At 72.0% G+C, this 24,563-nt stretch carries 24 protein-coding genes, 2 tRNA genes and 2 pseudogenes; 17 read left to right on the forward strand and 11 right to left on the reverse strand.

What is annotated here, in order from left to right:
- Positions 1-178: 178 nt before the first annotated feature.
- Positions 179-415: pseudogene (locus tag ACN260_RS30155) on the forward strand (hypothetical protein).
- An 86-nt stretch (positions 416-501) separates the two neighbouring features.
- On the opposite strand, the gene ACN260_RS30160 reads toward ACN260_RS30155, so the two are convergent.
- Positions 502-882: a nuclear transport factor 2 family protein gene (locus ACN260_RS30160; protein ID WP_422754116.1), complete on the reverse strand. Its 381-nt coding sequence runs from the start codon at positions 880-882 to the stop codon at positions 502-504.
- 132 nt (positions 883-1,014) lie between these two features.
- Here ACN260_RS30160 and ACN260_RS30165 point away from each other — a divergent pair, with 132 nt between their 5' ends.
- Positions 1,015-1,548, forward strand: coding sequence for a YbhB/YbcL family Raf kinase inhibitor-like protein (locus ACN260_RS30165; protein ID WP_194823476.1), 534 nt, complete (start codon positions 1,015-1,017; stop codon positions 1,546-1,548).
- 51 nt (positions 1,549-1,599) lie between these two features.
- Here the strand turns inward: ACN260_RS30165 and ACN260_RS30170 are convergent, their stop codons facing one another.
- Positions 1,600-2,310, reverse strand: a complete 711-nt coding sequence (locus ACN260_RS30170) for a class I SAM-dependent methyltransferase (RefSeq protein WP_088642340.1) — start codon at positions 2,308-2,310, stop codon at positions 1,600-1,602.
- Between the two features lie 394 nt (positions 2,311-2,704).
- Between ACN260_RS30170 and ACN260_RS30175 the strand changes: the two genes are divergently transcribed.
- Positions 2,705-4,417, forward strand: a complete 1,713-nt coding sequence (locus ACN260_RS30175; RefSeq protein WP_422754117.1) for a hypothetical protein — start codon at positions 2,705-2,707, stop codon at positions 4,415-4,417.
- Between the two features lie 18 nt (positions 4,418-4,435).
- On the opposite strand, the gene ACN260_RS30180 is transcribed toward ACN260_RS30175, so the two are convergent.
- The gene (locus tag ACN260_RS30180) at positions 4,436-5,227 is read right to left on the reverse strand and encodes a hypothetical protein (protein ID WP_422754118.1); all 792 of its coding nucleotides are present in this window, start codon (positions 5,225-5,227) and stop codon (positions 4,436-4,438) included.
- A 288-nt stretch (positions 5,228-5,515) separates the two neighbouring features.
- Here ACN260_RS30180 and ACN260_RS30185 point away from each other — a divergent pair, with 288 nt between their 5' ends.
- Positions 5,516-7,015 (forward strand): peptide deformylase, encoded by a 1,500-nt coding sequence (locus ACN260_RS30185; protein ID WP_422754119.1) that lies wholly within the window; start codon positions 5,516-5,518, stop codon positions 7,013-7,015.
- A gap of 95 nt (positions 7,016-7,110) precedes the next feature.
- Here the strand turns inward: ACN260_RS30185 and ACN260_RS30190 are convergent, their stop codons facing one another.
- On the reverse strand, positions 7,111-8,229 hold the full coding sequence (locus ACN260_RS30190; RefSeq protein WP_422754120.1) for a globin domain-containing protein: 1,119 nt from the start codon (positions 8,227-8,229) through the stop codon (positions 7,111-7,113).
- A 145-nt stretch (positions 8,230-8,374) separates the two neighbouring features.
- Between ACN260_RS30190 and ACN260_RS30195 the strand changes: the two genes are divergently transcribed.
- Positions 8,375-9,148, forward strand: a complete 774-nt coding sequence (locus tag ACN260_RS30195) for a CPBP family intramembrane glutamic endopeptidase (RefSeq protein WP_422754121.1) — start codon at positions 8,375-8,377, stop codon at positions 9,146-9,148.
- Between the two features lie 28 nt (positions 9,149-9,176).
- Here the strand turns inward: ACN260_RS30195 and ACN260_RS30200 are convergent, their stop codons facing one another.
- Positions 9,177-10,040 carry a hypothetical protein gene (locus ACN260_RS30200; protein ID WP_422754122.1) on the reverse strand — a complete coding sequence of 288 codons (864 nt, stop codon included), beginning with the start codon at positions 10,038-10,040 and terminating at the stop codon, positions 9,177-9,179.
- A gap of 935 nt (positions 10,041-10,975) precedes the next feature.
- Here ACN260_RS30200 and ACN260_RS30205 point away from each other — a divergent pair.
- The 4 genes and pseudogenes from ACN260_RS30205 to ACN260_RS30220 all read left to right on the forward strand — a co-directional run bounded on the left by ACN260_RS30205 (position 10,976) and on the right by ACN260_RS30220 (position 12,443).
- A tRNA-Ser gene (locus ACN260_RS30205) sits at positions 10,976-11,066 on the forward strand.
- A 35-nt stretch (positions 11,067-11,101) separates the two neighbouring features.
- Positions 11,102-11,174 (forward strand) — tRNA-Arg (locus ACN260_RS30210).
- A 422-nt stretch (positions 11,175-11,596) separates the two neighbouring features.
- Positions 11,597-11,656, forward strand: a pseudogene (locus tag ACN260_RS30215) (hypothetical protein); the annotation flags it as partial.
- A 385-nt stretch (positions 11,657-12,041) separates the two neighbouring features.
- Positions 12,042-12,443 carry an alpha/beta fold hydrolase gene (locus ACN260_RS30220; RefSeq protein ID WP_422756889.1) on the forward strand — a complete coding sequence of 134 codons (402 nt, stop codon included), beginning with the start codon at positions 12,042-12,044 and terminating at the stop codon, positions 12,441-12,443.
- 518 nt (positions 12,444-12,961) lie between these two features.
- Here ACN260_RS30220 and ACN260_RS30225 read toward each other — a convergent pair.
- The 6 genes from ACN260_RS30225 to ACN260_RS30250 all read right to left on the reverse strand — a co-directional run bounded on the left by ACN260_RS30225 (position 12,962) and on the right by ACN260_RS30250 (position 18,849).
- A complete protein-coding gene (locus ACN260_RS30225; protein WP_422754123.1) occupies positions 12,962-14,086 on the reverse strand; it encodes a serine hydrolase domain-containing protein in 1,125 nt (374 codons plus the stop codon).
- 198 nt (positions 14,087-14,284) lie between these two features.
- On the reverse strand, positions 14,285-15,511 hold the full coding sequence (locus tag ACN260_RS30230) for a serine hydrolase domain-containing protein (RefSeq protein WP_422754124.1): 1,227 nt from the start codon (positions 15,509-15,511) through the stop codon (positions 14,285-14,287).
- Positions 15,512-15,606: 95 nt separating this feature from the next.
- Positions 15,607-15,891 carry a hypothetical protein gene (locus ACN260_RS30235; protein ID WP_422754125.1) on the reverse strand — a complete coding sequence of 95 codons (285 nt, stop codon included), beginning with the start codon at positions 15,889-15,891 and terminating at the stop codon, positions 15,607-15,609.
- On the reverse strand, positions 15,885-16,322 hold the full coding sequence (locus ACN260_RS30240; RefSeq protein ID WP_422754126.1) for a hypothetical protein: 438 nt from the start codon (positions 16,320-16,322) through the stop codon (positions 15,885-15,887). Before ACN260_RS30240 ends, ACN260_RS30235 begins: the two co-directional genes overlap by 7 nt.
- A 500-nt stretch (positions 16,323-16,822) precedes the next feature.
- Positions 16,823-18,238, reverse strand: coding sequence for an FAD-dependent oxidoreductase (locus ACN260_RS30245; protein WP_422754127.1), 1,416 nt, complete (start codon positions 18,236-18,238; stop codon positions 16,823-16,825).
- Between the two features lie 77 nt (positions 18,239-18,315).
- The gene (locus ACN260_RS30250; RefSeq protein WP_422756880.1) at positions 18,316-18,849 is read right to left on the reverse strand and encodes a GNAT family N-acetyltransferase; all 534 of its coding nucleotides are present in this window, start codon (positions 18,847-18,849) and stop codon (positions 18,316-18,318) included.
- 86 nt (positions 18,850-18,935) lie between these two features.
- Between ACN260_RS30250 and ACN260_RS30255 the strand changes: the two genes are divergently transcribed.
- From ACN260_RS30255 to kdpA, 8 genes are all read left to right on the forward strand, one after another.
- A complete protein-coding gene (locus ACN260_RS30255; RefSeq protein WP_422754128.1) occupies positions 18,936-19,310 on the forward strand; it encodes an ArsR/SmtB family transcription factor in 375 nt (124 codons plus the stop codon).
- Positions 19,311-19,431: 121 nt separating this feature from the next.
- Entirely contained in the window at positions 19,432-20,127 is a 696-nt protein-coding gene (locus ACN260_RS30260) for a helix-turn-helix domain-containing protein (protein ID WP_422754129.1), read from the forward strand.
- A complete protein-coding gene (locus ACN260_RS30265; RefSeq protein ID WP_422754130.1) occupies positions 20,120-20,260 on the forward strand; it encodes a hypothetical protein in 141 nt (46 codons plus the stop codon). Before ACN260_RS30260 ends, ACN260_RS30265 begins: the two co-directional genes overlap by 8 nt.
- A 52-nt stretch (positions 20,261-20,312) precedes the next feature.
- Positions 20,313-21,056, forward strand: coding sequence for an aquaporin (locus ACN260_RS30270; protein WP_422754131.1), 744 nt, complete (start codon positions 20,313-20,315; stop codon positions 21,054-21,056).
- A gap of 166 nt (positions 21,057-21,222) precedes the next feature.
- A complete protein-coding gene (locus ACN260_RS30275; RefSeq protein ID WP_422754132.1) occupies positions 21,223-21,630 on the forward strand; it encodes an arsenate reductase ArsC in 408 nt (135 codons plus the stop codon).
- Positions 21,631-21,836: 206 nt separating this feature from the next.
- On the forward strand, positions 21,837-22,208 hold the full coding sequence (locus ACN260_RS30280) for an ArsR/SmtB family transcription factor (RefSeq protein ID WP_422754133.1): 372 nt from the start codon (positions 21,837-21,839) through the stop codon (positions 22,206-22,208).
- A gap of 602 nt (positions 22,209-22,810) precedes the next feature.
- Entirely contained in the window at positions 22,811-22,900 is a 90-nt protein-coding gene (gene kdpF, locus ACN260_RS30285) for a K(+)-transporting ATPase subunit F (RefSeq protein ID WP_074475088.1), read from the forward strand.
- The gene (kdpA, locus tag ACN260_RS30290; RefSeq protein WP_422754134.1) at positions 22,900-24,555 is read left to right on the forward strand and encodes a potassium-transporting ATPase subunit KdpA; all 1,656 of its coding nucleotides are present in this window, start codon (positions 22,900-22,902) and stop codon (positions 24,553-24,555) included. The genes kdpF and kdpA overlap by 1 nt, the downstream gene beginning before the upstream one ends.
- Positions 24,556-24,563 lie beyond the last annotated feature (8 nt).

The following is a 24,563-nucleotide window of genomic DNA, read 5'->3' on the forward strand; positions in this document are numbered from 1 at the left end:
GTGCGGTGGATGCGCGCAGCGGAGTGCCGCTCCTGGTCCAGTCGGCGTGGGACTGCCTGGACCACCACCGCCACAGCCGGTGCGGCAGATGCACCGAGGGCGGCTTCTGCCCGCTGGTCGAGGCCGCCCGTGCCCGGATCAGGGCGTGGCGCAGGCTACGTCACGTCCGGGGCCATCGATGAACGCGCCGCTGCCGGAGGCCGGCGACCTGGTGTACGTCACCCGCGCCGCGAGCGTGTAGTTCGTCAAGCCGATCTCGTGCCGGGTCATCCGGGTGCTCGACTGGATCACCTACGACGGGTGGTGCTGGTTGGACGTCTACCAACTGGACGCCAGAGGCGACGCGGTCGCTCGTCGGTCGATCTTCGTGCAGCCCGTGAAGCTGGAGAGCAGGGCAACCGGTCGGCCGGCCTGAACAGCGGCGACCCCAGGGTGTGCGCCGCCGCCCTGACGCCGGTGGCAGCCGCCCTGTGCCGGCCGGCAGGCAGCCCGGAAAACTGGTCAGGGGACGGGGCTGAGGTGGGCGGCGAGGATGCGCCAGCCGTACCCGTCGTCGTAGGCCCAGGTGCGGGTGTAGCGCAACCGCGCCGCGAACGGCTCACCCGCGAAGGTGCCGCTGACCCGCCCCCGGAAGAACGTCACCCCGGTCGTTCCGGCCACGACCAGCTCCAACTCCTCCTCCACCAGCTCGTCGAGCACCGAGGTGCCGCTGCGGTGGGCGGCCAGGTCGTCGGACTTGCCGAAGGTACGACCGTCCGGCCCGACGGCGATCAGGCGGTCGTCGAGCAGGGCGTCGAGCGCGGCCACGTCGCCGGCCCGCTGGGCGGCCTGGAGGCGGCGCTCCGCCTCCAACAGTTCCGCCTCACGTTCGGTGTCCTGCATGCGCCCTCCCGGTCGTCCGCCGCGTCCCCCCATTCTGGCGGTCCGACGGTGCGCGGTGCTTCCGGTTCGTCGTCCGGGCCCGGCGGGGTAAGAAGGGCAGAGAACATCGCGTACACCGGAAGGACCTTCCCGATGACCCTGGAACGACCGATCGCCCCGGACCCGTACGAGCTGCTGCCGACCGTCTCGGCGTTCGACCTGACCAGCGACGACGTGCACAACGGCGAGCCGATGGACGCCCGGTACGCGCACGGCAGCACCGGTGGCGAGAACGTCTCCCCGCACCTGGCCTGGTCGGGCTTCCCGGCCGGGACGAAGAGCTTCGTGGTGACCTGCTTCGACCCGGACGCCCCGACCGGCAGCGGCTTCTGGCACTGGGTGCTGGTCGACGTGCCGGCCTCGACGACCAGCCTGCCGACCGGCGTACGGGAGGCGGACCTGGGCGGCGCGTTCAGCGTCCGCAACGACTACGGCGACACCGGCTACGGCGGCGCGGCCCCGCCGCCGGGTGACCGCCCGCACCGGTACGTCTTCGCCGTGCACGCGGTCGACGTCGACACCCTCGGCGTCGGGCCGGACGCCAGCCCCGCGTACGTCGGCTTCAACCTGGCGTTCCACACCCTGGCGCGGGCGGTCATCCGGCCGACGTACCAGATCAAGGAGTGACCGGTGGTCCGCCGGTCCCGCGTGCGCGGGACCGGCGGGCGCGCGGTCCGGTCAGCCGGGCACCCGGGCGACGGCGAAGACGGACTGGCCGAACGGCGGCCGGACGAGCTGCTCGGCGGCCTTGGTGGCGGGCAGGACGAGGGTGTCGTACACCTTGACCATCGGGCCCTCCTTCGGCATCAGCCGGAAGACCTTGGTGGCCATGAAGTAGCCGATCAGGCCGAGGGCGTTGGCGTAGTGCATCGTCTCGACCCGCAGCCCGGCCGCGGTCATCGCGTCGCCGAGGGTCTTCTTGGTGTAGCGGCGCACGTGGCCGGTGGCGATGTCGGCGGGGCCCATCGCGAACTGGAACGCCGGCACGATGATGATCACCGCGCCGCCGGGCCGGACCAGGTCGCGCATGCTGCGCAGCGCGCCCACGTGGTCCTCGATGTGCTCCAGCACGTTGTACGACACGGCCGCGCTGTAGTCGCCGCCGCCCGGGTGCGGCAGCAGCATCTCGCGGACCTCGATGGTCGGCTCGTCGACCAGCCGCTCCTTGAGCAGGATGAGCCGGTCGGGGTCGGCCTCGGTGGCGGTGAACCGGGGCACGTGCCGCGCCCACTCCAGGGCGTAGTCGCCCAGGCCGCTGCCGATCTCGATCGGGTCGTCACCGAGGTGGGGCACCGCCAGTTCGACGAACCACCGGCGGTGGTTGACCGCGGTGGCCAGGCCCTCCAGAACCTCTGCCTGGACGCGCTGGTCCCCAAGGATTTCTGCCATGCGTCGATTCCTCACGATATGACTGACCCGCGCCTGGACCGACAGAGTGAATCATCCGCGTCAGGGGCGGAGGAAACGGGGCACTGGGAAGGCCGAAATGTGGTCGGGGGAGGGCACGTGATCGGCGGTCGGCGAACCCGGCACATAGTACGGCAGTACCCGAAACATGTCACGTGACCGCCATAGGCCAACTACGCTCTGAATTGTTATGACTACTGGCGAATCGGAGCGCGGGACCGGTCGGTCCGACGTCGGGGACGCCGGACCGACGCCGGTCCGCCGGGTCGTCCGGCGACACTGGCGGCGGGTGCTCCCGGCAGGCCGTTCGCCGCGTGCCGGGCCGTCGGCGCCGGCCCGTCCGTCGGGCGCCGGGTGGCGGTGGGACGCGTCGGCCGTGGTCAGCTACCTCCTGCTGGCGTTCTGGGTGACCGCCCGGTTCTGGCGCGACCCGGCGGCCGGGGTGCGCGACAACCGGTCGGACCAGGCGCAGTTCGAATGGATGATGGCGCACGGCGCGCGCGTGGTCACGGAATGGAGCTATCCGTTCGCTTCGGAGCGGATGAACGTGCCCGACGGCGTCAACCTGATGGCGAATACCTCGGTATTATCCGTCTCAATCCCGATGACCCCGGTCACTGTCCTCCTCGGGCCGCACTGGTCATTTCTCGTCTTTCTCACCCTCGGAATGGCGGCCACCGGCACCGCCTGGTACTTCTTCCTGTCCCGGGTGGTCACCCGCTCCCGGGGGCCGGCCTGGCTCGGCGCGGCCTTCTGCGCGTACGCCCCGGCGATGGTGTCGCACGCCAACGCCCACCCGAACATCGCCTCCCAGTTCGTCGTCCCACTGATCATCTGGCGCACCCTGCGGCTGACCGAGCCGGGCCGGTGGCTGCGCAACGGACTCCTGCTCGGCCTGCTGATCGTCTGGCAGGCCTTCCTCAACCTGGAGATCCTGCTGATGACCGCCATCGCCCTGGCTGTGGTGGTCGGTGCCCTCGCCATCGGCCGACCGTCGCTGCGCGCGGCCACCCGACCGTTCCTCGCCGGGCTCGGCGTGGCCGCGCTGCTGTCCGCCGTGCTGCTCGCCTACCCGCTCTACGTGCAGCTCTTCGGGCCGGGCTCCTACCACGGGCTGTCCCGGCTGATCCGGGGCTACCGCACCGACCTGGGCGCGTTCGTCGGCTGGTCGCGGGAGTCGCTGGCCGGGGACGCCCGGTCCGCCGACCTGCTGGCCCGCAACCCCACCGAGGAGAACGCCTTCTTCGGCTGGCCGCTGACCGTCCTGACGGTCGCCCTGCTCTGGTGGCTGCGGCGCAGCGCCCTGGTGGTCGGCCTGGCCGTCCTCGGCCTGCTCTTCGCCGTCCTGTCGCTGGGCCGGGAGGTGCAGCTCAACGGGCGTGACACCGGCGTCCCCGCCCCCTGGGCGCTGCTGGAGGACCTGCCCCTGCTGCACTCCGTGGTGCCCACCCGCTGGTCGCTGGCGATCACCCCGATCGTCGGGGTGCTGCTGGCCCTCGGTGCCCAGCGGGCCCGCGACCTCGCCCGCCGGCACCCGGCCGCCCGCCGGCAGATCCGCTTCGCCACGGTGACCGTCCTGCTGATGGCCCTGGTGCCGCTGCTGCCGACCCCGCTGCCGGCGACCCGGCTCGACCCGGTGCCGCAGTTCGTCACCGGCGGCGACTGGCGGCCGTACGTGGCGGGCGGGCGCAGCGTGGTCACGCTGCCGCTGCCCGACAACACCTACGCCGATCCGTTGCGCTGGTCGGCCCGGACCGGGCTGGAGATGCCGCTGGCCCGGGGTTACTTCCTGGCCCCCGACACCCGGCCGTGGTCGCCGGAACCGGATGCCGCCCTGTTCACCGCCCCCTACCGGCGGACCAGCAACTTCTTCGGCGGGATCGCGCGCACCGGCACGATCCCGGCGATCACCGCCGCCGACCGGCGGGCCGCCGTGACCGACCTGCGCTACTGGCGGGCCGGCGTGGTGATCCTCGGCCCGCACCGGCACGCCGACGCGTTGCGCCGGGCGATGACCGCGCTGACCGGCATCACCCCCGTGTGGGACGGCGGGGTGTGGCGGTGGGACGTCCGGCCGCTCACCGGGTGAGGCCGCCGGGTCGCCGGGTCAGGCCGTGCGGACGCAGCAGCCCTGGCAGACCTTCGGGCTGGGCAGGGTGAACGCCAGGCAGCAGGTGCGCCGCTGCACGGTCGGCTCGCCGCCCCGGCCGGGCACCAGCTCGACCAGGTCGGCCAGGCCGAGGGTGCCGAGCAGGGTGTCGATGGTGGCCACCGACGGGCCGGGCAGGGCGTCCGCCGCGCGCAGGATGCCGTGCGCGATCCCCGAGGCCACCGAGCCGAGCAGGGTACGCGCACCGACCCGCACCTCCGCCTGGATCGCGCTGATCATCGGGGCGAGGTGGGCGTCGAGCAGCGAGGCGCGCAGGAGACCGAGCAACTCGGCCTCGTCGGCGGCGACCCGGACGCCGGGCTGGCCGGTGAGGGCGAGCGGGTCACCGGGCAGCACCGCGACGGTCGTCGAGCGGTGCAGGCCCATGGTCAGCAGTTGCCGGTGATCCTCGAAGTGGATCAGCACGTCGGTCGGGTCGAGCAGCGGCACCCGGCGGGCCGAGGCCCAGCCGAGCACCACCGGCAGCGCCGTCCAGTAGCTGTAGGACTTCCAGGCCAGCGCGGCGCAGGCGTGCGGGGTGCCGCCCCAGCGGCGGGCGGCGGCGCGCAGGAACTCGGGCATCCGGGTGCCGTCGACGAGGGTGGTGGCCGGGCTCCAGCCGATGTCGTCGGTGACCACCAGGCCGGGCGCGAGGCCGGGCAGCACGTCGGTGCCGAACATGGCGCGCAGGGTGGCGGTGACCGGGGCGAGTCGGCCGGCGAGATCCTGGCCGGGAAGCACCGCCGTCATCCGGACCCCCTCCCGTCCCGCTCGGCCCGCCACGGGTGGTGGCGGTTAATAAGGCTAGCCTAACCATGCCTGGGCGCTGAGGGAAGCTTCTGCGGAGCTGGATCGGGAGGCCGGGATCACCATGTCCGTTCCGTCGGTACGGATCGGCCCGGTTCGGCTACTACCCGGCTGAACGCGAGGAAAACGCGGGCAATGTCAAGGCATATGTCGGCAACGTGCCAGTTCGGTACAGGGCGATCGGAAAAACGTGAAGACTTGTCATCCCGGCTGCGCTGCGTGAGGAAGCTGATGACGACCTCTCCCCTGGAGCGGGCCGCCGATTCGTTCGCGGCGGAACTCGCCCGGCACCGGACGGGGCGAGGGCTGACCAAGAAACAGCTCGCCACCATGATGGGCTTCGACCCGTCGTACGTGAGCCACGTCGAGGGGCGACGCCACCGGCCCACCGAGGACTTCGCCCGCCGCGCCGAGGCCGTCCTCGACGCCGGGGGCGTCATCTGGCAGCGGTTCCGCGAGTACGACCAGCTCCGCCAGACCCGCGCCACCCCCGGCCTCCGCGAACCCGCACCCCCCGGCCGCTGGCTCCCCCCGGGCACCGGGCTCGTCGTCGAACGGGAGACCGCCACCCTCACCCTGGTCGACGGCACCTACCGGTGCGTGATCCGCCGCCGGCTGCACAACGCCGGCACCGAACCGGTCACCCGCTACCTCGTCCGGGTCGCCGTCGACAGGTGGCCCGACGACCCCGGCCGCTCCAACCGGCACCACCGCGAACACCCGCTCACCTTCGCCGAGCTGCGCTTCCGCGCCATCCACCACGACGACGGCGCCCGCGAACCGATGCACTGGCGGGTCCGCCACGACCGGGACGCGTACAAGGAGATCTGGCTGCTGTTCGAGAACGCCGACGGGCGGTTCCCGCTGCACCCCGGCGAACGCGCCGAGGTCGAGTACGCCTACCGGGTCGGCCGGGTCAAGTGGGGCCCCTGGTTCCAGCGGGCCGTCCGCCTGCCCACCCGGCACCTCGCCGTACGGCTGGACCTCCCGGCGGCCCTCGACCCCCGGGTGTGGGGGGTGGAGACCTCCCTCTCCGCCGACGAGGGACCGCTGCGCACCCCGGTCCGCCGACACGACCGGGGAGACCGGGTCGTCTTCGACTGGTCCACCGACGACCCGCCGCTCAACACCCGCTTCCGCCTCCAGTGGCGGTTCCGGCGGGAGGCCCCCGAGACGCCCCCCGTGCCGACCCGCCCGGCCGACCGGATGCGCGCCCTCGGCATGCTGCCCCCCGAGGCCACCCCGCCCGGCCGACCCGCCCGCCCACTGCACCTGCCCCGGGAGGCCGCCACCGCCCGGGAAGTGGCCGACCGCCTCACCGACCTGCTGACCCGGGCCGAGGAGGTGCACCCGCTCAGCACCGGCACGGGCCTCGCCGCGCCGCAGATCGGCCTGGACGTAGCGGTCGCCGTGGTCCGCCCCGCCGACCGGTCCGCCCCGCCGGTCGTCCTGGTCAACCCCCGGGTGGTCGGGGAGAGCCCGGAAACCGTCGAACAGTACGAAGGGTGCCTCGCCGCCGCCGACCACCGTGGCCTGGTGGCCCGGCCACTGCGTATCGAGGTCGAACACGCCCGCGCGGACGGCAGCCGGATGATCACCTCGTTCGCGTACGGGATGGCCCGGTTGGTCGCCCACGAGATCGACCACCTCGACGGCCGGGCCTGGACCGACCGGATGGCCCCCGGCGTGCCGCTGGTCCCCGTCGAGGAGTACCGCGAGAGCAATGCCTGAACCCTGCCCCGGGCGGTCCGGATGGGCACGGAGGGGACCGGGGCGCGTGCCCCAGGGGGCGGGGGCACGCGCCCCGGTTCGGGGGGAGTAAAGCTCTACAGGTTGCCGAACGTGTCGTACCTGATGTGCTGCGGCGGGACGTCGTCCTCGGCGAGCGCCCGCAACGTCGCCCGGACCATCGCGGCCGAACCGGAGACGTAACAGTCGTGCGACGTCCACGGGCCGTACCGGGCCACCACGTCGGGAACGTCCCCCCGCTCACCGGCGAAATCCGGGTCGTCGCTGCACGACGGGGTCACCGACAGCCACGGGTGGGCGGCGACCAACTCCTGAAGACCGGCCAGGCCGTACAACTCGTCGGCGTGCCGGGCACCGTAGAAGACGTGCACCCAGCGGGCCCGGTTCCAGCCCGCCAGCTCCTCCACCATCGCCTTCACCGGGGCCAGGCCAACCCCGCCGGCCACACACAGGATGTCCCGCCCGGAATCGCGGTCCACCGTCATCGACCCCATCGGGGCGGCCACCCGCAGCAGGTCACCCGGCTTGGTCCGGCGCACCAACGCCCCGGAGACCCAGCCCGCGCCGGCCGGCGTACGGACGTGGAACTCCAGCACGTTGTCGTCGTTCGGCGCGTTCGCCACCGAGTACGTCCGCCACACCCGGGGCAGGTGCCGGGGCACCTCCACGCTGACGTACTGGCCGGCCTTCCAGACCAGCGGGTGCTGCAGGGCGCGGACGGTCAGCACGGCGGTGTCGCCGCCGTACCGCTCGTGGGTGAGCACCTCCGCGTGCCAGTACGGCGGGTTGTCGTCCGACTCCGCCCCGGCCAGCATCGTCGCCGTGATCGCCGCGTACGCGTCCCGCCACGCCTGGTCGTACTCCAGGTTCCAGCCGTCACCGGCGGTGGTACGCAGCGCGTCGAGCAGCGCCACCCCCATCGTCGCGTAGTGCGCCGCGTCGACGTGGTACTTGCGGTGGTCCCGACCCAGCGAACGCAGGTACTCGTCGAAACTCTCCGGGTCGTCCATCACCTGGGTGGCGGTGACGATCGCGTCCAGGATCCGGTCGCCCTGGCCGGTCATCTCCGCCGGGAACAACCGGCGCAGCTCCGGATCGAGCAGGAACAGCCGGGCGTAGAAGCGACCGCTCAGCCGGTCCCGGTCCTCCTCGACCAGGGTCCAACTCTCCTTCAGCAGCCGAGCGAAGTTGTCCACGGGGGGCGGTCCTCCTCCTGACGGCGGATCGGGCCCCGATAGCATGTCCACGGAGCGTGTGCACCGGTCGCACAGAATGTGCGATCGGCTCATCTGGGCCCACCGGCCGGTGCGATCGGGTCACCCCGTCGGGCAGAGTGGTGCGGTGACCGTTGAGCAGCACACCCGCCCGGCATCCAGGCGGGTCCTCGGCACCGAGACCCTGCTGGTCCTCGGCCTGTCACTCGGGCAGTCGGCCGTCTACGCCGTGGTGTCGCTGACCGCGAAACTGACCGCCGACGGGCCGCTGTCGAAGCAGACCGCCTCGCTCAACACCTCGCAGTCCGCCCGCCCCTGGCTCGATCTGACGTACCAGCTGCTCGGCATCGTCTTCGCGCTGCTGCCGGTGCTGCTCGCCGTACACCTGCTGGCGCGCGACCCCGGCGACCCGGCGCGGACCCTCGGGGTGGACCTGCGACGACCCGGGTCCGACCTGGCCCGGGGCGCCGGGCTCGCCGCACTGATCGGCCTGCCCGGCCTGGCCCTGTTCTGGGCGGCGGCGCAGCTCGGCATCAACGCCACCCTGGTCCCCGCCGGCCTGCCGCCGCTGTGGTGGGCGGTGCCGGTGCTGGTCCTCGCCGCCGTGCAGAACGCCGTGCTGGAGGAGGTGATCGTGGTCGGCTACCTGGTCAACCGGCTGCGCCAACTCCAGTGGCGGCTCGGCGCGGTCATCGCGACCAGCGCGCTGCTGCGCGGCTCCTACCACCTCTACCAGGGCTTCGGTGCGTTCGTCGGCAACGCCGTGATGGGCGTCGTGTTCAGCCTGTTCTATCTGCGCACCCGGCGGGTGATGCCGCTGATCGTGGCGCACACCCTGCTGGATGTGGTCGCCTTCGTCGGGTACTCGCTGCTGCCAAAAGACTGGTTCGGCTGGCTCTGACCGCCGATGCCTCCGCTCTCCGGGCGGCCTAGCTGCCGGTCCGGGCGGGCCGGTAGGTGGCCACCGCGCGGGCAGCCAGCAGATCGGTCGCCGCCGCATCACCCGCCGCCGTCGCCAGCACCGCCGCCCCCGGCAGCAGCCGGGCCGCCAGCCGGAGCGCGGCCCAGCCGCCTGCCTGCGCGGCCAAGGGTGCCGCCAGTCGCCAGGCAGCCTCCGCCGCACGCGGCCACGGCCCGTCGCCGGGCCCGTCCGCCGCCCGCGCCGCGTCCAGTGCGGTACGGGCACTGTCCGCGTCCGGGTGCACCCGGGTCAGCACCAGCAGCTCCACCGCCCGCTGCGGGTCGGCCGGGTCCCGGCCGTACGCCGCCGCCACGTGCAGCACCAGCGCCGACTGCGTCCAGAGCACCGCCACCAGCTCGGCCAGCGGCGCGAACAGCCCGGCCACCGCCGCCGTCGCCCCACCCACCCCGGCCCACCTGACGAACCGCCGGGTGGCCAGCCGGGCCAGCCCGTCCGGACCGGCGTCCGGGTACGCCTCGCGCAGTCCGCGCGCCCACTCCCGGGCCTGCGGTCCGATCGCCTCGACGGCCGCCAGGGCCAGCAACTCCGGCGCGAACCCCGGATGGGCCAGCAGCCGGGTCCGGAGCACCGCCAGCTCCAGGCGTCCCGCCACCGCGCCGCCCGGGTCCGCCGTCGCCGACCCGGTGGGCGTGCCGGTGGCGGTCGGTACGCCGACGGGGTCCGGTCCGGCGGGTGGACGCTCGGCGGCCCGCCGCCTCGCGGTCGGGGCGGGTTCCGGAGCGGTGGTCGGTTCGGGGGTGGGTTCCGGTGAAGTCTTCTTCCGTGGGGTCGCCCTGGTGCGGGGCACGGCCCCGGTGGGCGGAACGGTCACCGTCGTCGTTCTCCGCGCGGCCCGCTTCCGTGGTGGTGCGGCCGGTTCGGTCGCCGGGCCCGGCCCGGTCGATTCCGTGTCCGGCCCGGTCGTTTCCGTGCTGGGCTTCGTCGCTTCCGTGTCCGGCTGGGCCGTTTCTGCGTCCGGGTCGGTCGCTGCTGTGTCCGGCTTCGTCGGCGGGGTGACCGTCTCCGCGGGGGTGGCTGTCTGCGGCCGGGTGGCCGGAGCCGTCGGTGGAGGCGTGTTCGCCGTGGCGTCGGCGGGGCCGGCGGCCTGGTCCGGTGGCGGTTGGGGCGGCCCCGTGGTGCTGCCGGGCACCGCGCCCGCCGCCCGGGTGCGGGGGTTGCGTCGCGCGGCCGGCGTCCGCGCGGTCGTGGGGCGGGCCGGAGCGCCGGCTGCGTCAGGCGTCGCGGTGCCGGCGTCGGGTGCCGGTGCGTCGTCCGTGCGGGGCGGCGTCGGTGGGGCGTCCGTCGCGCCGGTCGGCTCCGCTGCCGGCCGGCCCCCGGCCGCACGGCGCGGTCGGGCGGGAGCCGCCGGCGGTGGTACGGGCGACTCGGCGGCAGGCGGTTGGAACAGCACGGCCGGTGCCGCCTTCGTCGGGCGGGCCCGCTTCGGCCTGGGCGTTACGTCGTCGTCGGAGGGCTTCTGCTGCCGGGGCGGCGCGGGCGGTGGTGTGAAGGTCGCCTCCGGCGAGCGGCGACGCGCCCGGTCACTGGCGGGGCGGCGGGGCGGGTCGCTCGGCGGCTGCTCCTGCATGGAACAGGAGCGTAGCCGCGAACGTGACCTCGCACACGTGGGAATACGCCGCGCTGGGCGGTGCGGCGGGGGCACCGCCGCGACCCCCCACCAGGGGATGCCGCCCGTCGGGATAGTCGCTTTGCCCCGGGTGGGGGCGGACCTGTATCCTCGTCCGCGGTGGTCCGCAGGGTCACCGAGGAGACTTCGCCTAGTCTGGTCTATGGCGCCGCACTGCTAATGCGGTTGGGGTCTTAAAGCCCCTCCCGGGTTCGAATCCCGGAGTCTCCGCGCAAAACCGGTTGTGTAGACTGGTCGAGCACCGGGCGCCCGTAGCTCAATGGATAGAGCATCTGACTACGGATCAGAAGGTTAGGGGTTCGAGTCCCTTCGGGCGCACAAGATCGTGAGGGGTCTGACCTGCCGAAATGGCGGTCAGGCCCCTTTGCTTTTCTGTCCCTTGTGCTCGGTGGGTGCTCGTGCGACGAGCATCCCTCACGTCCGGCCCGATCCGGCGGTGTTCCCTCCGATCCCGAGGCGTCTTGATCATGGTTGATCGAGTCGGTCCGCTTGTGTGGCTGGTGGGTTGGGGGCTTCCTGGATAGCGGGTTTCGCGGTGTGCTGTCGGTTTGGCTGGGGTGTCCGGTGCTATTGCGGTGAGTTAGTGTCGGTTTGCCGTTGGTTATGGCGGTGGTGGCCGATGCTTCGATGTCGCTGGAGGGGTTTTCCTCGTGGATCCGCAGCAGCTCAGGGATGTGAAGCGGTCGCTGGGTGGTGCGTTGGCACGGTGGCGGCGGGCGCGTGGGCTGACTCAGGATGATGTGGCGCGGCGGGTGCACAGCACGCGGAGCACGGTGGCGAACGTGGAGTGCGGTCGTCAGGTGGTCGACCGGGTTTTCTGGGCGCAGTGTGAGTCGCTACTCGCGGCCGGTGGTGAGTTGATCTCCGGTTATGACGACTACCGGTCCCTTGAGGTCCAGTTCCGGCGGGACAAGGCCGAGGCGGCCCGCCAGGCCCGGTGGGCAGGCGTGTTGGATCCTGAGGCTCTCGCCGAGACGGCTTCACCCCGGGGGTCTCGGGAACATGGAGAGGCGCTGCTGGCGGAGCTTCGCGGGCCGACGGGCGGCGCGCGGACGGAGGGCGACATGCGACGTCGGGTCGTGCTGCAGCACGCGTTGATCGCTCTGTCCGCAGGGGTGGCGGGGCCGGCTCTGGATTCGATCCGCGCCGGGCTGGCGTCTCCGGTGCTGGGGCAGGAGCCGGCTGATGTCGACGTCGCGGAATGGGAAGAGGTCGCCGAGGAGCACGGGCGCGGACACCGCCCGCTGCCCCGGTTCGGCACCCGCCGAGGCACACGACAACCACCAGGGCTTCTACGTCAACCAACAGACGGTCGAGGACTTCGCACACATCCCCGACCCGCGGCCCGCGCTCCGGCAGGCCCGGGTACCCGCGTTGATCATGCGCGGCGAGTGCGACTTCGTCCCATGGGAGGAAACGTACGAATACCGACGCACGCTGCCGCAGGCGACCCTGGTCTACCTACCGCACACGGGACACGACATCACCTCCGGCCAGCGGGAGGCGTACGACGCGCTGCTCCGCGCGTTCCTCCGCGACGATCCACTGCCGCTGCCGCCCTACACCTCGGCCCGACCCCCGTCGTGAGTCGGACCCCGGCGACGATCTTTCCAGCGTCGGCCCGGCGTCGACGCCACGGGCCATGACGGGGTAGGTGTCCAGCGCGGACAGGCCCAGCCGGGTGGCGCCGCGTTGCCATTGGTCCGTTTCTCCAGGCCGCTCGCCGAACCCGCCGTCGTCGGCTGGAAGCAGACTGGATGAAGATCGTCTACATCCGCCCGCCGGCGCAGGCTGAGGACCGGACTGCTTGGCCTGACAACACCTTTCTGGTGACCGGCTCCGGTCTCGGCGGCAGTGCCTGACCCTGCCTGGTTGCCCTGTGCGCCCGCATCCTGGACCTGCAACCGGGCAACTGGCCGCTCACGGTTGTGGCCGGGTAGCCCGTTTCCCGTATCTGTAGCGTCTCCTGCGCCGAGCCGGCCGGGTGCCGACCGCGTTGGTCGGCACCCGGCCGCTCCGGGCCTGGTCTCTCCCGGCTCGCTGCGGTCACCCGGTAGCGGGGCAGGGTGTAGCTGACCGGGCTGGGCGTACTCCTGTCCCGCCTGTCACTTCGCGCAGAGTGCTGCGTCGACGAGGGCGGCCCGGTCGGCGGCGACAGAGCCGTCCACGACCGATCCGTTGAGCGAGGTGACCACCAGGGTCGCCGCGCGACCGTCGTCGGTGGCACCGTCGACCGTCGAGTAGCCGGGGATGTCACCACCGTGGCCCCACGCCACCCCGCCGCAACTCAACGGGGTACGGAAGAGACCGAGCCCGTACCTCAGGTCCGATTGCGGATCGACGGCGACGGTGGTCCGCATCTCGGCCAGCTGAGCGGGTTTGAGCAGTCTGCCGGCCAGCAGGGCCCGCAGGAACGTGTTGAGATCGGCCGGAGTGGAGATCAGTTGGCCGGCGGCCCAACCCCAGCTCGGGTCCATCCGGGTGAAGTCGAGCAGTTCGCCGGTGGTTTCGTCGATCTGGTAGCCGTGGGGATGCCGGCCGCGGATGTCCTCCTCACCGACCCCGGGAGCGTAGGTGTCGCGCAGGCCGATCCGCTCGATGACCCGGGTGGTGACCAGTTCGTTGAACGGCCGGCCGGTGACCCGTTGGGCGATCAGACCGGCCAGCAGGTAGTTGGTGTTGCTGTAGGACCAGTCGCCGGCCGGCCGGCCCTGCATGGCGTTGGCCATGTCGAGCAGGTCCCGGGGCTCGAAGTAGATGTGCTGGTACGGCGGGATGTCCGACTTGCTCTTGAACATCGCATCGGTGTAGTCGGGCAGGCCGCTGGTGTGTTGCAGCAGATGGCGGACCGTGATCGCACGGGGATCCACACCGGGGCTGCGCACCAGACCCGGCAGGTACGTCTCGACCGACTCGTCGAGCTTCACTTTCCCCTCGCCGACGAGCTGCAGCACGACGACGGAGGCGAACATCTTGCTGGCGCTGCCGATGCGTACCTGCCCGTTCTTCGGCACCTTCGCGCCGGTGCGCAGGTCGCCGACCCCGGCCGTGTAGTGCTGGGTCCGGCCGCGACGGTCCCGGACGGCGGCCAGCGCCCCCGGGTGCCGGTCGGGTCCGACGACCTTCTCGATGCGTTGCCCGATAGCGTCGGGACGGGTCTCGGCCCAGGCGGCGCCGACCGGACCGGCGGCCGTGAGACCGCCCGCCGCGATCACCGCGGTCGTCGCCATGGCGACGACCCGGCGCCGCGACCGGACGGGCCGGCGTACTCGGGTGAGGTGAGTGGGCATGGCAGGTTCCTCCTTGACTGGGTACGGATGACGGCGGGTCGCCGCCCGTGCCGGTTGGCCGGACATTCCGGCACGGGCGGCGGTCGCCCCGTCAGTGGCTTTTTGGGGGACGGGATCGGGTCGGTTGACCGGCGACGGCTACCTGCCGGCGCACAGTGCGGCGTCGAACGCGTCCAGCACCTGGAACACGCCGTCGGGGACCGGGCTCGACTCGGCGGTCACCACGATGGTCACGGCGCGACCGTCGGCGGTGATGGCGGTACGGCTGGAGTAACCGTCGATGTCGCCGCCGTGCCCCCAGGCGCGACCACCGCAGGAGAGGTCGAACCCGGTGGTGCCGAGACCGTAGTGCCACACCAGATCCGGAAGTGCCTCGCCACCGGGGAGGAAGACCTTGCTGTCGCGCATCTCGGCCAGGGTCGAAGGCTTGATCAGCTTGCCGTTCTGCAGCGCCACCAGGAACTTGTTGACGTCGCTCGGGGTGGCGATCATCTGTCCGGCCGCCCAGGCGATGGAGGGGTCCACCTGGGAGGTGTCGCCCCACTTCGTCGTCTCCGGGTCCGGCAGGTAGCCCTTGGCGTACGGCTGGCGGATGGTCTTGTCACCGGCACCCGGCCAGTACGTCTCGCTCAGCCTGGCCGGCTTCAGGATCTTGTTGGTGATCACCTCGCCCAGCGGACGACCGGTGACCCGCTGCACCAGCAGACCGGCCAGGATGTAGTTGGTGTTGCGGTACTGCACCTGCCCGCCGGGGGCCGGGGCGTGCGCCGGCTGGGAGAACGCCGAGTCGAGCATGTCGCGCGGCTCGTAGTACCTGTCGCCCCACTCGGAGACGTCCGGCAGGTGGTACTCGGGCAGGCCGCTGGTCATGCTCAGCAGGTGGCGGACCGTGATGGTTTGCCCGTCGAAGCCCTCCCCCCGGACCAGCCCCGGCAGGTAGGTCTCGATCGGCTCGTCCAGCTTCACCCTGCCCTCGTCCACGAGTTGCAGGACGGCGATGGCGGTGTACATCTTGGTGTTGCTCGCGATCCGGACGTAGCCGTCGGTGGGCACCTTCGCCTTGGTGCGCGGGTCGTTGACACCGGCCGTGTAGTTGGTGACGCGACCCTTGCTGTCCCTCACCGAGACCAGCGCTGCGGGGGCGACGCCGGCCTTGACCAGCGCATCGAGGCTGGCCTGGACGGTGTCCTTCGTCGGCCGGTGGGCCTGCGCCGCGTCGGCGTACTGGATGCCGGTGCCCGCGAAGCCGACCAGTGCGACGAGGGCCACCGCAGCGCGGCGACGACCGGCGTCGAACCACTTGCGCGGGGTCGCGGTGGCGGTGCCCTTGTCCGGGCCGGGCACTTCGGTCTGTTGCGGTGACATGGAACCTCCTGGTGAGTGTTCGGATCGGGCGCCCTGTGCGCCGATCCACGGAGCCGACGACGACTCGTCGGTACTCGCGACGAACTGGCTGGCGGTCACTCCTTGATGCCGATGCTGTCGACCGGCGGCGTGCGCAGGAGTGCGCTGACGGGAGCTACGGTGGTGACCAGCGCGAGCAGCTTGACCTGTCGGGTCGTCACGCCGACCAGGCGCAGCAGCACCAGTTCACGGCCCCGGGCCAACGCTGCCATGATCATGGTTCTGGCGGCGGCGAGGGCGGCGAGCGCCATGAGGATCGTGACGCCGCCGCTCAGAGCGACAAGGGTGGCGACCGCGCTGCCGATGCGGTGGCGCAGCATGCGCAGGGCGAGCATCAGCATGACTCAGCTCTCCGGGTGACGAGCTGGCGGCGGCCGAGCCACGCCAACTGCTCGGCGATCTGCTCCGCACCCGGCCGGGCCATGTTCCGCACGATCCGGCCATCGGCCAGGACCATCACCCGGTCGCCGTACGAGGCGGCCACCGGGCCGTGGGTCACCATGATCACCGTCTGCTGCGAGTCGTCGACCACCGAACGCAGCAGCGTCAGCACGTCAGCTGCGGTCTGGGTGTCCAGCGCGCCGGTGGGCTGGTCACAGAAGATCACTTCGGGACGCATCGCCAGCGCCATCACCGCAGGGAACGTGCCGTGGCGGAAATCCGCGTCGACGCCGGCGAGCGCGGTGACCGCCTGCGGTCCGGAACCGTAGGTGTGGGTGAGCTGAACTACCCGGACCGCAGAGTCGGCGACCTGTCCAGCGCGGACGGACATCTGGGCCAGCCTTTCCATGTCGCCAGAGGACGATTACCTGGAAAAAGGTATGGCCAGAAGGGCTTTCGGACGATCCAGCGCACTGGCCAACCGGGGTACAGCAGGCTGTACCAACCGCGGCCTGGTGAACGACTACCTCATCCCGCAGCTGGGTCACATCCGGATGCGGAGGTTGCGTACCCGGATGCGCAGCGGGCGATGGACCGGATTTCGCACCGCCATGTCCGAGGTGGACGGCTGATTTCTGCGGGCACGCTGAACGGTATTCGTGCGGTGCTGCGTAGCGCGTTGTCGGCGGCGCGGCGGCAGGGGGTGATCGATCGGAATCTGGGTCGGGGGCTGCGGTTGCCGAACGGGGCGCGGCCGCGGGCGGTGGTGTGGGACGCGGAGCGGGAGAAGGCCTGGAACGACACGAGGGTGCGGCCTCGGGTGGCGGTGTGGGGGCTGCATCAGGTCGCGGTGTGTTTACGTCCTGGCCTGCGGCTTCGTGGTGGTGGGCATCAGCTGCCGCAGCAGCCGACCTGCGCGCCGGAGGGTGCGGTGTCGAGGGTGACGAGGTTCAGCGGCGCGGCGAGCAGCCCGCCGGAGATGCCGGTGGCCAGCCCGCGTCCGGTCGGCTCAGCGGCCGGCGCGGGTCCGCAGCAGTTGTCGCCGGTGGCGGAGTCGTCGGGGTTGCTGTTGCACACCCCGGTCTCGGGCAGGTCGAGCTGGACGTCGCGGGCGGTGGTCCAGTCGCCGGCGAGGGCGGCGACGACGGAGCGGACCTGCTCGTAGCCGGTGGCCATGAGGAACGTCGGCGCGCGGCCGTAGCTCTTCATGCCGACGGCGTGGTAGCCGGGCTCGGGGTGGGCGAGTTCGTCGACGCCGTGCGGGGGGACGGTGCCGCAGGAGTGCTCGTTGGGGTCGATGAGCGGGGCGAGGGCGCGGGTGGCGCCCATGACCGGGTCGAGGTCCAGGCGCAGTTCGGCGGCGATCCGGTGGTCGGGGCGGAAGCCGGTGGCGGCGACGACCCGGTCCACGGTGACCGATTCCTCGCTGCCGTCGCCGTGGCGCACCACGACGGCGACGCGGCCGTCGGCGGGGGTGAGGGTGTGCACGGAGAAGCCGGTGAGTAGCCGGATCCGGCCGGCGTCGACGTGGCCCCGCAGCCGGGAGCCCAGCGCGCCGCGGGCGGGGAGGGCGTCGGCTTCCCCGCCGCCGTAGGTGCGTGCCGGTGAGGTGGTGCGGATCGCCCAGGTCACCTCGGTGTCCGGGTGCTCGGCGGCGAGGTCGGCGAGGGAGAGCAGGGTGTTGGCGGCGGAGTGGCCGGCGCCGACGACGAGGGTGTGCCGGCCGGTGAACCGGTCGCGGTCGGCACCGAGCACGTCGGGCAGGGCGTGCTCGAGGTGCGCGGCGGCGTCGGTCTCGCCGCGGGCGGGCAGGCCGGAGGCGCCGAGGACGTTGGGGGTGCCCCAGGTGCCGGAGGCGTCGATGACCGCGCGGGCGAGCAGCTCCTGGTCGTCGGTGAGGCGGATGAGGAAGGGGGTGGTGTCGCGGCCGGCGGTGCGCAGCCGGTCGAGGCCGAGGCGGCTGATCGCCTCGACCCGGGCGCCGTAGCGCAGGTGCGGCTTGAGCTGCGGCAGTTCGGCGAGGGGCTGGAGGTAGTCGGTGGCCAGGTCGGCGCCGGTGGGCAGGGCGTCGAGGTCGGGGGCGACCCAGCCGGCGTCGTCGAGCAGCCGCCGGGCGGCGGGGTCGATGTCGTAGCGCCACGGGGAGAAGAGGCGTACGTGGCCCCACTGGCGCACCGCCGCGCCGGCGGTGTCGCCGGCTTCGAGGACGAGGAACGGCAGGCCGCGCTCGTGCAGGTGGGCAGCGGCGGCCAGGCCGACGGGGCCGGCGCCGATCACCACGACCGGAAGGGTGTCCAGGGCGCTCATCAGGCGACTCCTCTGCGTTGATAACTGTCGAACCACTGAGGTGGAAGGCGGCCCGCGTATCGCAGGCCGGAGGTGGGTCAGGTGATGGTGGGGCTGCGGCGCTCGATCAGCACCACGTCGCGCCAACGGCCGTGGTGGCGCCCGACACGTTCGCGGACGCCGACGACCCGGAACCCGACCCGCTCGTGCAGGGCCAGGCTGGCGGTGTTCTCGGGAAAGACACCGGACTGGACGGTCCAGATCCCGGCGGCCTCGGTGGACGCGACGAGGGCGTCGAGCAGCAGCCGGCCGGCGCCGCGACCCTGCGCGGCGGGGTGCACGTAGACGGAGTGTTCGACGACCCCGGCGTAGACCGCCCGGGCGGAGGTCGGTGACGCCGCCACCCACCCGAGCACGACACCGCCGGCGGCGGCCACGAACCGGTGCGCGGGCAGCCGAGCGGCATCGAAGTCCGCCCAGGCCGGCGCGGTAGTCTCGAAACTGGCGTTGCCCATGTCCAGGCCCGCCTGGTAGACCGCCAGGACCGCGCCGGCGTCCGCCGCGGTCATCGGCCGTACGGCCACACCCGCCCGAACCGCCGCGCCGGTCGGGCCGTCACCGTCGTCAGCCATCATGGTCACGCACCCGCCCGCCTCTGTCTCGACGTCCGTCAAATCAGAGAGTTGCACGCTGGTTAGAAGGATGTCAACCTAGAGGCATGTCTAAGCAGACGGCGCCGCTCGTCGCCATCGACCTCGACGCGGCAACCTCCTGCTGCCCGCCGCTGACGCAGCGGCGGGTGCCACCGGAGGCGGCGGGGGCTCTCGCGGCGGCGTTCAAGGCGCTCGGCGACCCGGTGCGCCTGCAGTTGATGTCGATGATCGCCTCCGCCGAGGGCGGGGAGGCGTGCGTCTGCGACCTCACGCCGGCGTTCGACCTGACCGGCCCGACGATCTCCCACCACCTCCGGACGCTGCGCGAGGCCGGCCTGGTCGACGCCGAACGTCGCGGCACCTGGGTCTACTACCGTGCTCGGCCAGGCGTGCTGCGCCAGTTGGCGTCCCTGCTCTCGGTCGAGCCCGCCGGGCCGTAACACCCGCGACGACCCCCGCGCAGGAGCCCCGGGAGGGTCGAACCGCCGCTTGTCCCCGGACGTCGAGCCTCGTCGAGCGAACACCTTGGCGACCGCACTTGGCTCAGCTATGATTGAGTCAATGAACGTTGAGCTTTATTCTCTGGTGGGGAGGGCGCGGATACACGCCGCGCTCGGCGACCCGGCGCGGTTGGCGATCGTGGACGCGCTCACCCTGGGCGACGCGTCCCCCGGCGAGATCGCCCACATCCTCGACCTGCCCACCAACCTCGTCGCCCACCACGTCAAGGTCCTCACCGAGGCCGGCCTGGTGGTCAAGGGCCGCTCCGAGGGCGACAAGCGCCGCACCTACCTGCGGCTCCGGCCGGAGTCCCTCGCCGCGCTGACCCCACCGCCGCTGACCGGCGTCGGCCGGGTGGTGTTCGTCTGCACCCGCAACTCCGCCCGCTCCCAGCTCGCCGCCGCGCTCTGGCAGGACCGCACCCACACCCCGACCGCGTCCGCCGGAACACACCCGGCCAGCCGGGTGCACCCCCGTGCGGTGGCTGTCGCCGGCCGGCACGGGCTGCGCCTGGACCCCACCGCCACCGCCCACGTCACCGACGTCGTCCGCGACGACGACCTGCTCATCGCCGTGTGCGACAACGCCCACGAAGACCTCACCGGACCCGTCCGCCCCCGCCTGCACTGGTCGGTGCCCGACCCGGTCCGCGTCGACACCGACGAGGCGTTCGAGGCCGCGTTCGCCGATCTCGCCGCCCGTGTCGACCGGGTCGCCCCCGCCGTCACCACCGCCCCCGGCGACCGCCATGACTGACACCAGCGCCCATCCCTACGACGAAGTGTCCATCGACCAGCAGGCCGCCCTGCGCACCGCGGTCGCGTTCATGGCCGAACGCGGCCGGGTCCGCCATCTCCTCAACGACCTGCACGTGCCGGCCAGCCGATAACCAGCCTGCCCGGAGCCTCCGGGACAGCAACACCATGGGAGACAACAGACTGATGACCATCACCCAGTGGCGGCGCCTGCTGGCCGAGTTCACCGGCACCGCCCTGCTGGTCACCGCCGTGGTGGGCTCCGGCATCATGGCCGCCACCCTCTCCCCGGACGACGTCGGCCTGCAACTGCTGGAGAACTCGATCGCCACCGCGTTCGCCCTCGCAGTGTTGATCCTGATCTTCGGACCGGTCTCCGGCGCGCACTTCAACCCGGTCGTCTCCGCCGCCGACTGGTTCCTCGGCCGCCGCGCCGGCACCGGCCTCATCCCCCGCGACCTCGGCGGGTACGTGGGGGCGCAGGTGCTGGGCGCGATCGCCGGGTCGGTGCTGGCGAACCTGATGTTCGACCTCGCCGCGGTGGACTTCTCCGGCAGGGACCGCGCCGCCGGGCCCCTGTGGCTCGGTGAGGTCGTCGCCACGGCCGGCCTGATCCTGCTCATCTTCGCCCTCGCCCGCTCCGGTCGCGCCGCGGTCGCCCCCGCCGCCGTCGGTGCCTACATCGGCGCCGCCTACTGGTTCACCTCCTCCACCTCGTTCGCCAACCCGGCGGTCACCATCGGCCGGGCGTTCACCGACACCTTCGCCGGCATCGCTCCCACCTCAGTGCCCGGATTCGTCCTCGCGCAACTCGTGGGCCTCGCCGTGGGCGTCGGCCTGCTCGCCGCCCTCTACCCCGACGCCGGCACCGCCGCCGACCAGGTCGTCGTCCCCACCGACGAGGACGCCGCCGCCGGTCGTCGCCCGTGACAACCCCGTACGGCGGCAGCGGCGCGCGGCCCGACGCCGGCTCGTCAACCGCCGCCATGATGCCGGCCCTCACCGGACGCTCGACCGCAACAGTGACCCGGCCCCTGTTCCCCGAACCCGATCACCTGCCGGTCAACCGGCCCTCGCACCGCATGGAAGGCACCTCATGAGCGACAAGCCCAGCGTCCTGTTCGTCTGCGTCCACAACGCCGGGCGCTCCCAGATGGCCGCCGGCTGGCTGCGCCATCTCGCCGGCGACACCGTCGAGGTCCGCTCCGCCGGCAGCGCACCCGCCGAGACCGTCAACCCCGCCGCCGTGCAGGCCATGGCCGAGGTCGGCATCGACATCACCGACCAGACCCCCAAGCTCCTGGAATACGAGACCGCCGAGTCGTCCGACGTGATCGTCACCATGGGCTGCGGCGACGCCTGCCCCGTGTTCCCCGGCAAGCGCTACGAGGACTGGAAACTCGAAGACCCCGCCGGCAAGGGCGTCGAGTCCGTGCGCCCGATCCGCGACGACATCCGCATCCGCGTGGAGAAGCTCCTCACCGAGCTGCGCCCCACCGCCTGACACCACCCCGGGCGGCTCACCCTGAGCAGGAGCCCCGCGTGTCCGACGCCCACCTGAGCCGCCTGAGGCACGGCCCCTGCCGGCCGGGCCTCAGGCCCCCGGCCGGGGCCTATCCGCTCCGAGGCGGGCGACGGTGGCCGACTCCCACCCGAAACACGGTGATCCTGCCCTCGTTCACCAGCCAATCGACGGTGCTTGCTGCAACGATGCAGGACGTGGCTACTGTGAAGACCGCGACGCCCGCCATCTCGCCCCTCGCCGGCGAGCCGATCGAGCGGGCCGACGCCGAACGGCTCGCCGGAGTGCTCAAGGCGATCGCCGACCCGGCCCGGCTGCGACTGCTCAGCCTGATCCAGTCCGCCCCGCAAGCGGAGGCGTCCGTCAGCGACCTCACCGCGCCCCTCGGCCTCTCCCAGCCGACCGTCAGCCACCACCTGCGCATCCTCACCGAGGCCGGACTGCTCGAACGCGACAAGCGGGGCGTGTGGGCCTACTACCGTCTCGTGCCGTCCGCCATCGCCACGATCGCCGACCTGCTGACCCCACCGCGTAAGCGAGCGATGAAGAAGACCCGCTGACCGGCGCCATCCAAGACCGCCGTCGCCTTCGACCTGGCGGGCGTCACGTGGTGCTCCGTCGGTGCCGGTCGGCCCGGCGGGACGGGCCGGCGTTCCCCGACACCCGCGACGGCCGGACCACCCGGCTGGACACCCTGACGGTCGGCACGGCCTTCGCGTACGTGTTCGACCTGGGCGAGGACCGGACGCACCCTGTGCACTGTGTGTCGCCCCGACGCCGCGGCCATGGCGGCGGGGCTGTCGCAGCCGCCACGGGCCTCACTGCGGTTGGGGCGATCTGCCCGATCAGTACGGACGCCGCCACGCCGAGGACCCGGTCAGCCCCGCTCCACCGCCGTCGCCCCGCGCCCCCGGTGACCCGTTTCACCTGATCAGCGCCGGGCGTTAAAAGGGCGTCAAGAAACCGCCGCGCGGCGTGATGGTTGCGTTAACGACCCTGTCCAGCGGCGGTCCGGGGCGTTTTGATTGCCCGGCGCGGCCGGATGGCGGTCGTGGCGAACTCATTTCCAAGAGGGGTCAGCCGTGTCTGACGTGGTGTTCGTTGTGTTGACGGTGGCGCTGTTCGCAGCGCTGGCCCTCGTGGTGAGGGGCGTGGAGAAGCTGTGAGCGCCGTCAACGCCGTCGGCCTGGTGCTGGCGATCGGCCTGGCCGTGTTCCTGGTGGTCGCACTGCTGTTTCCGGAGCGCTTCTGATGGCCATGACAACAGCCGGTGTCATCTTCGTTCTGTCCCTGGTCGTGGCCCTCGTCGTGGTCTACCGGCCGTTCGGGGACTACATGTTTCGGGTGGTGTCCGGGCCGGGGCAGTCCCGCGTCGAGCGTGGCGTCTACCGCCTGGTCGGTGTCAACCCGACCGCCGAGCAGTCCTGGGGCGTGTACGCGCGCAGTGTGCTGGCTTTTTCCACCGTCTCGATTCTCTTCCTCTACGCCTTCCAGCGCCTCCAGAACCACCTGTGGCTGTCGCTGGGCTTCGACCCGGTGGTGCCGCACGGCGCCTGGAACACGGCGGTGTCGTTCGTGACCAACACGAACTGGCAGTGGTACTCGGGCGAGTCGACCATGGGGCACCTGGTGCAGATGGCCGGCCTGGCGGTACAGAACTTCGTCTCCGCCGCGGTCGGTATCGCAGTCGCCGTGGCGTTGGTCCGGGGCTTCGCCCGCAGCCGCACCGGCGAACTGGGCAACTTCTGGGTTGATCTGACCCGGATCACGCTGCGGATCCTGCTGCCGATCGCGGTACTCGGCGCGCTCGCGTTGATGATCGGCGGCGCGGTGCAGAACCTCTCGGGCGGCACCGAGGTGACCACCCTGACCGGTGGGAGCCAGACCATCACCGGCGGGCCGGTGGCCAGCCAGGAAGTGATCAAGGAGCTCGGCACCAACGGCGGCGGCTTCTACAACGTCAACAGCGCCCACCCGTTCGAGAACCCGACCACCTGGACGAACTGGATCGAGATATTCCTGATCCTGCTGATCCCGTTCAGCCTGCCCCGGGTCTTCGGCCGGATGGTCGGGCAGAACCGGCAGGGCTACGCCATCGCCGCCGTGATGGCGATCCTCGCGTCGGCCAGCATCACCCTGACCAACATCTTCGAACTGAGCGGACACGGCACCGTCCCGCAGGCGGTCGGAGCAGCCCTCGAGGGCAAGGAGGTCCGCTTCGACGTGTCGAACTCGGCGACCTTCGCCGCCGCCACCACGCTCACCTCGACCGGCGCGGTCAACTCGTTCCACGACTCGTACACGGCGCTGGGCGGCGGGATGTTGCTGGGCAACATGATGCTCGGCGAGGTCGCCCCCGGCGGTGTCGGCGCGGGCCTGTACGGGCTGCTGGTCCTCGCGGTGATCACGGTGTTCGTCGCCGGCCTGATGGTCGGGCGTACGCCGGAGTACCTGGGTAAGAAGATCGGCTCCCGGGAGATCAAGTTCGCCTCGCTGTACTTCCTGATCACGCCGATGCTGGTGCTGGTCGGTACTGCTGCGGCCTTCGCCACCGGCAACAACTCCACCGCGCTCAACGTCGGTCCACACGGGCTCTCCGAGGTGCTGTACGCGTTCACTTCGGCCAGCAACAACAACGGCTCGGCTTTCGCCGGCATCACGGTGAGCACCCCATGGTGGAACACCGCCCTCGGACTCTGCATGCTCCTGGGCCGCTTCCTGCCGATCATCTTCGCGCTTGCTCTGGCCGGCTCGTTGGCCCGCCAGGCACCTACCCCCGCCTCCGCCGGCACACTGCCGACCCACCGTCCGCTGTTCGTCGGGATGGTCGTCGGCGTCACGGTGATCCTGGTCGCGCTGACCTTCCTGCCCGCCCTCGCGCTCGGCCCGCTGGCCGAAGGGCTGTGACCACCATG

Origin of the sequence: Micromonospora sp. WMMD708, assembly GCF_049315245.1 — a bacterium.
In the GTDB taxonomy this organism is placed as follows: domain Bacteria; phylum Actinomycetota; class Actinomycetes; order Mycobacteriales; family Micromonosporaceae; genus Micromonospora; species Micromonospora wenchangensis.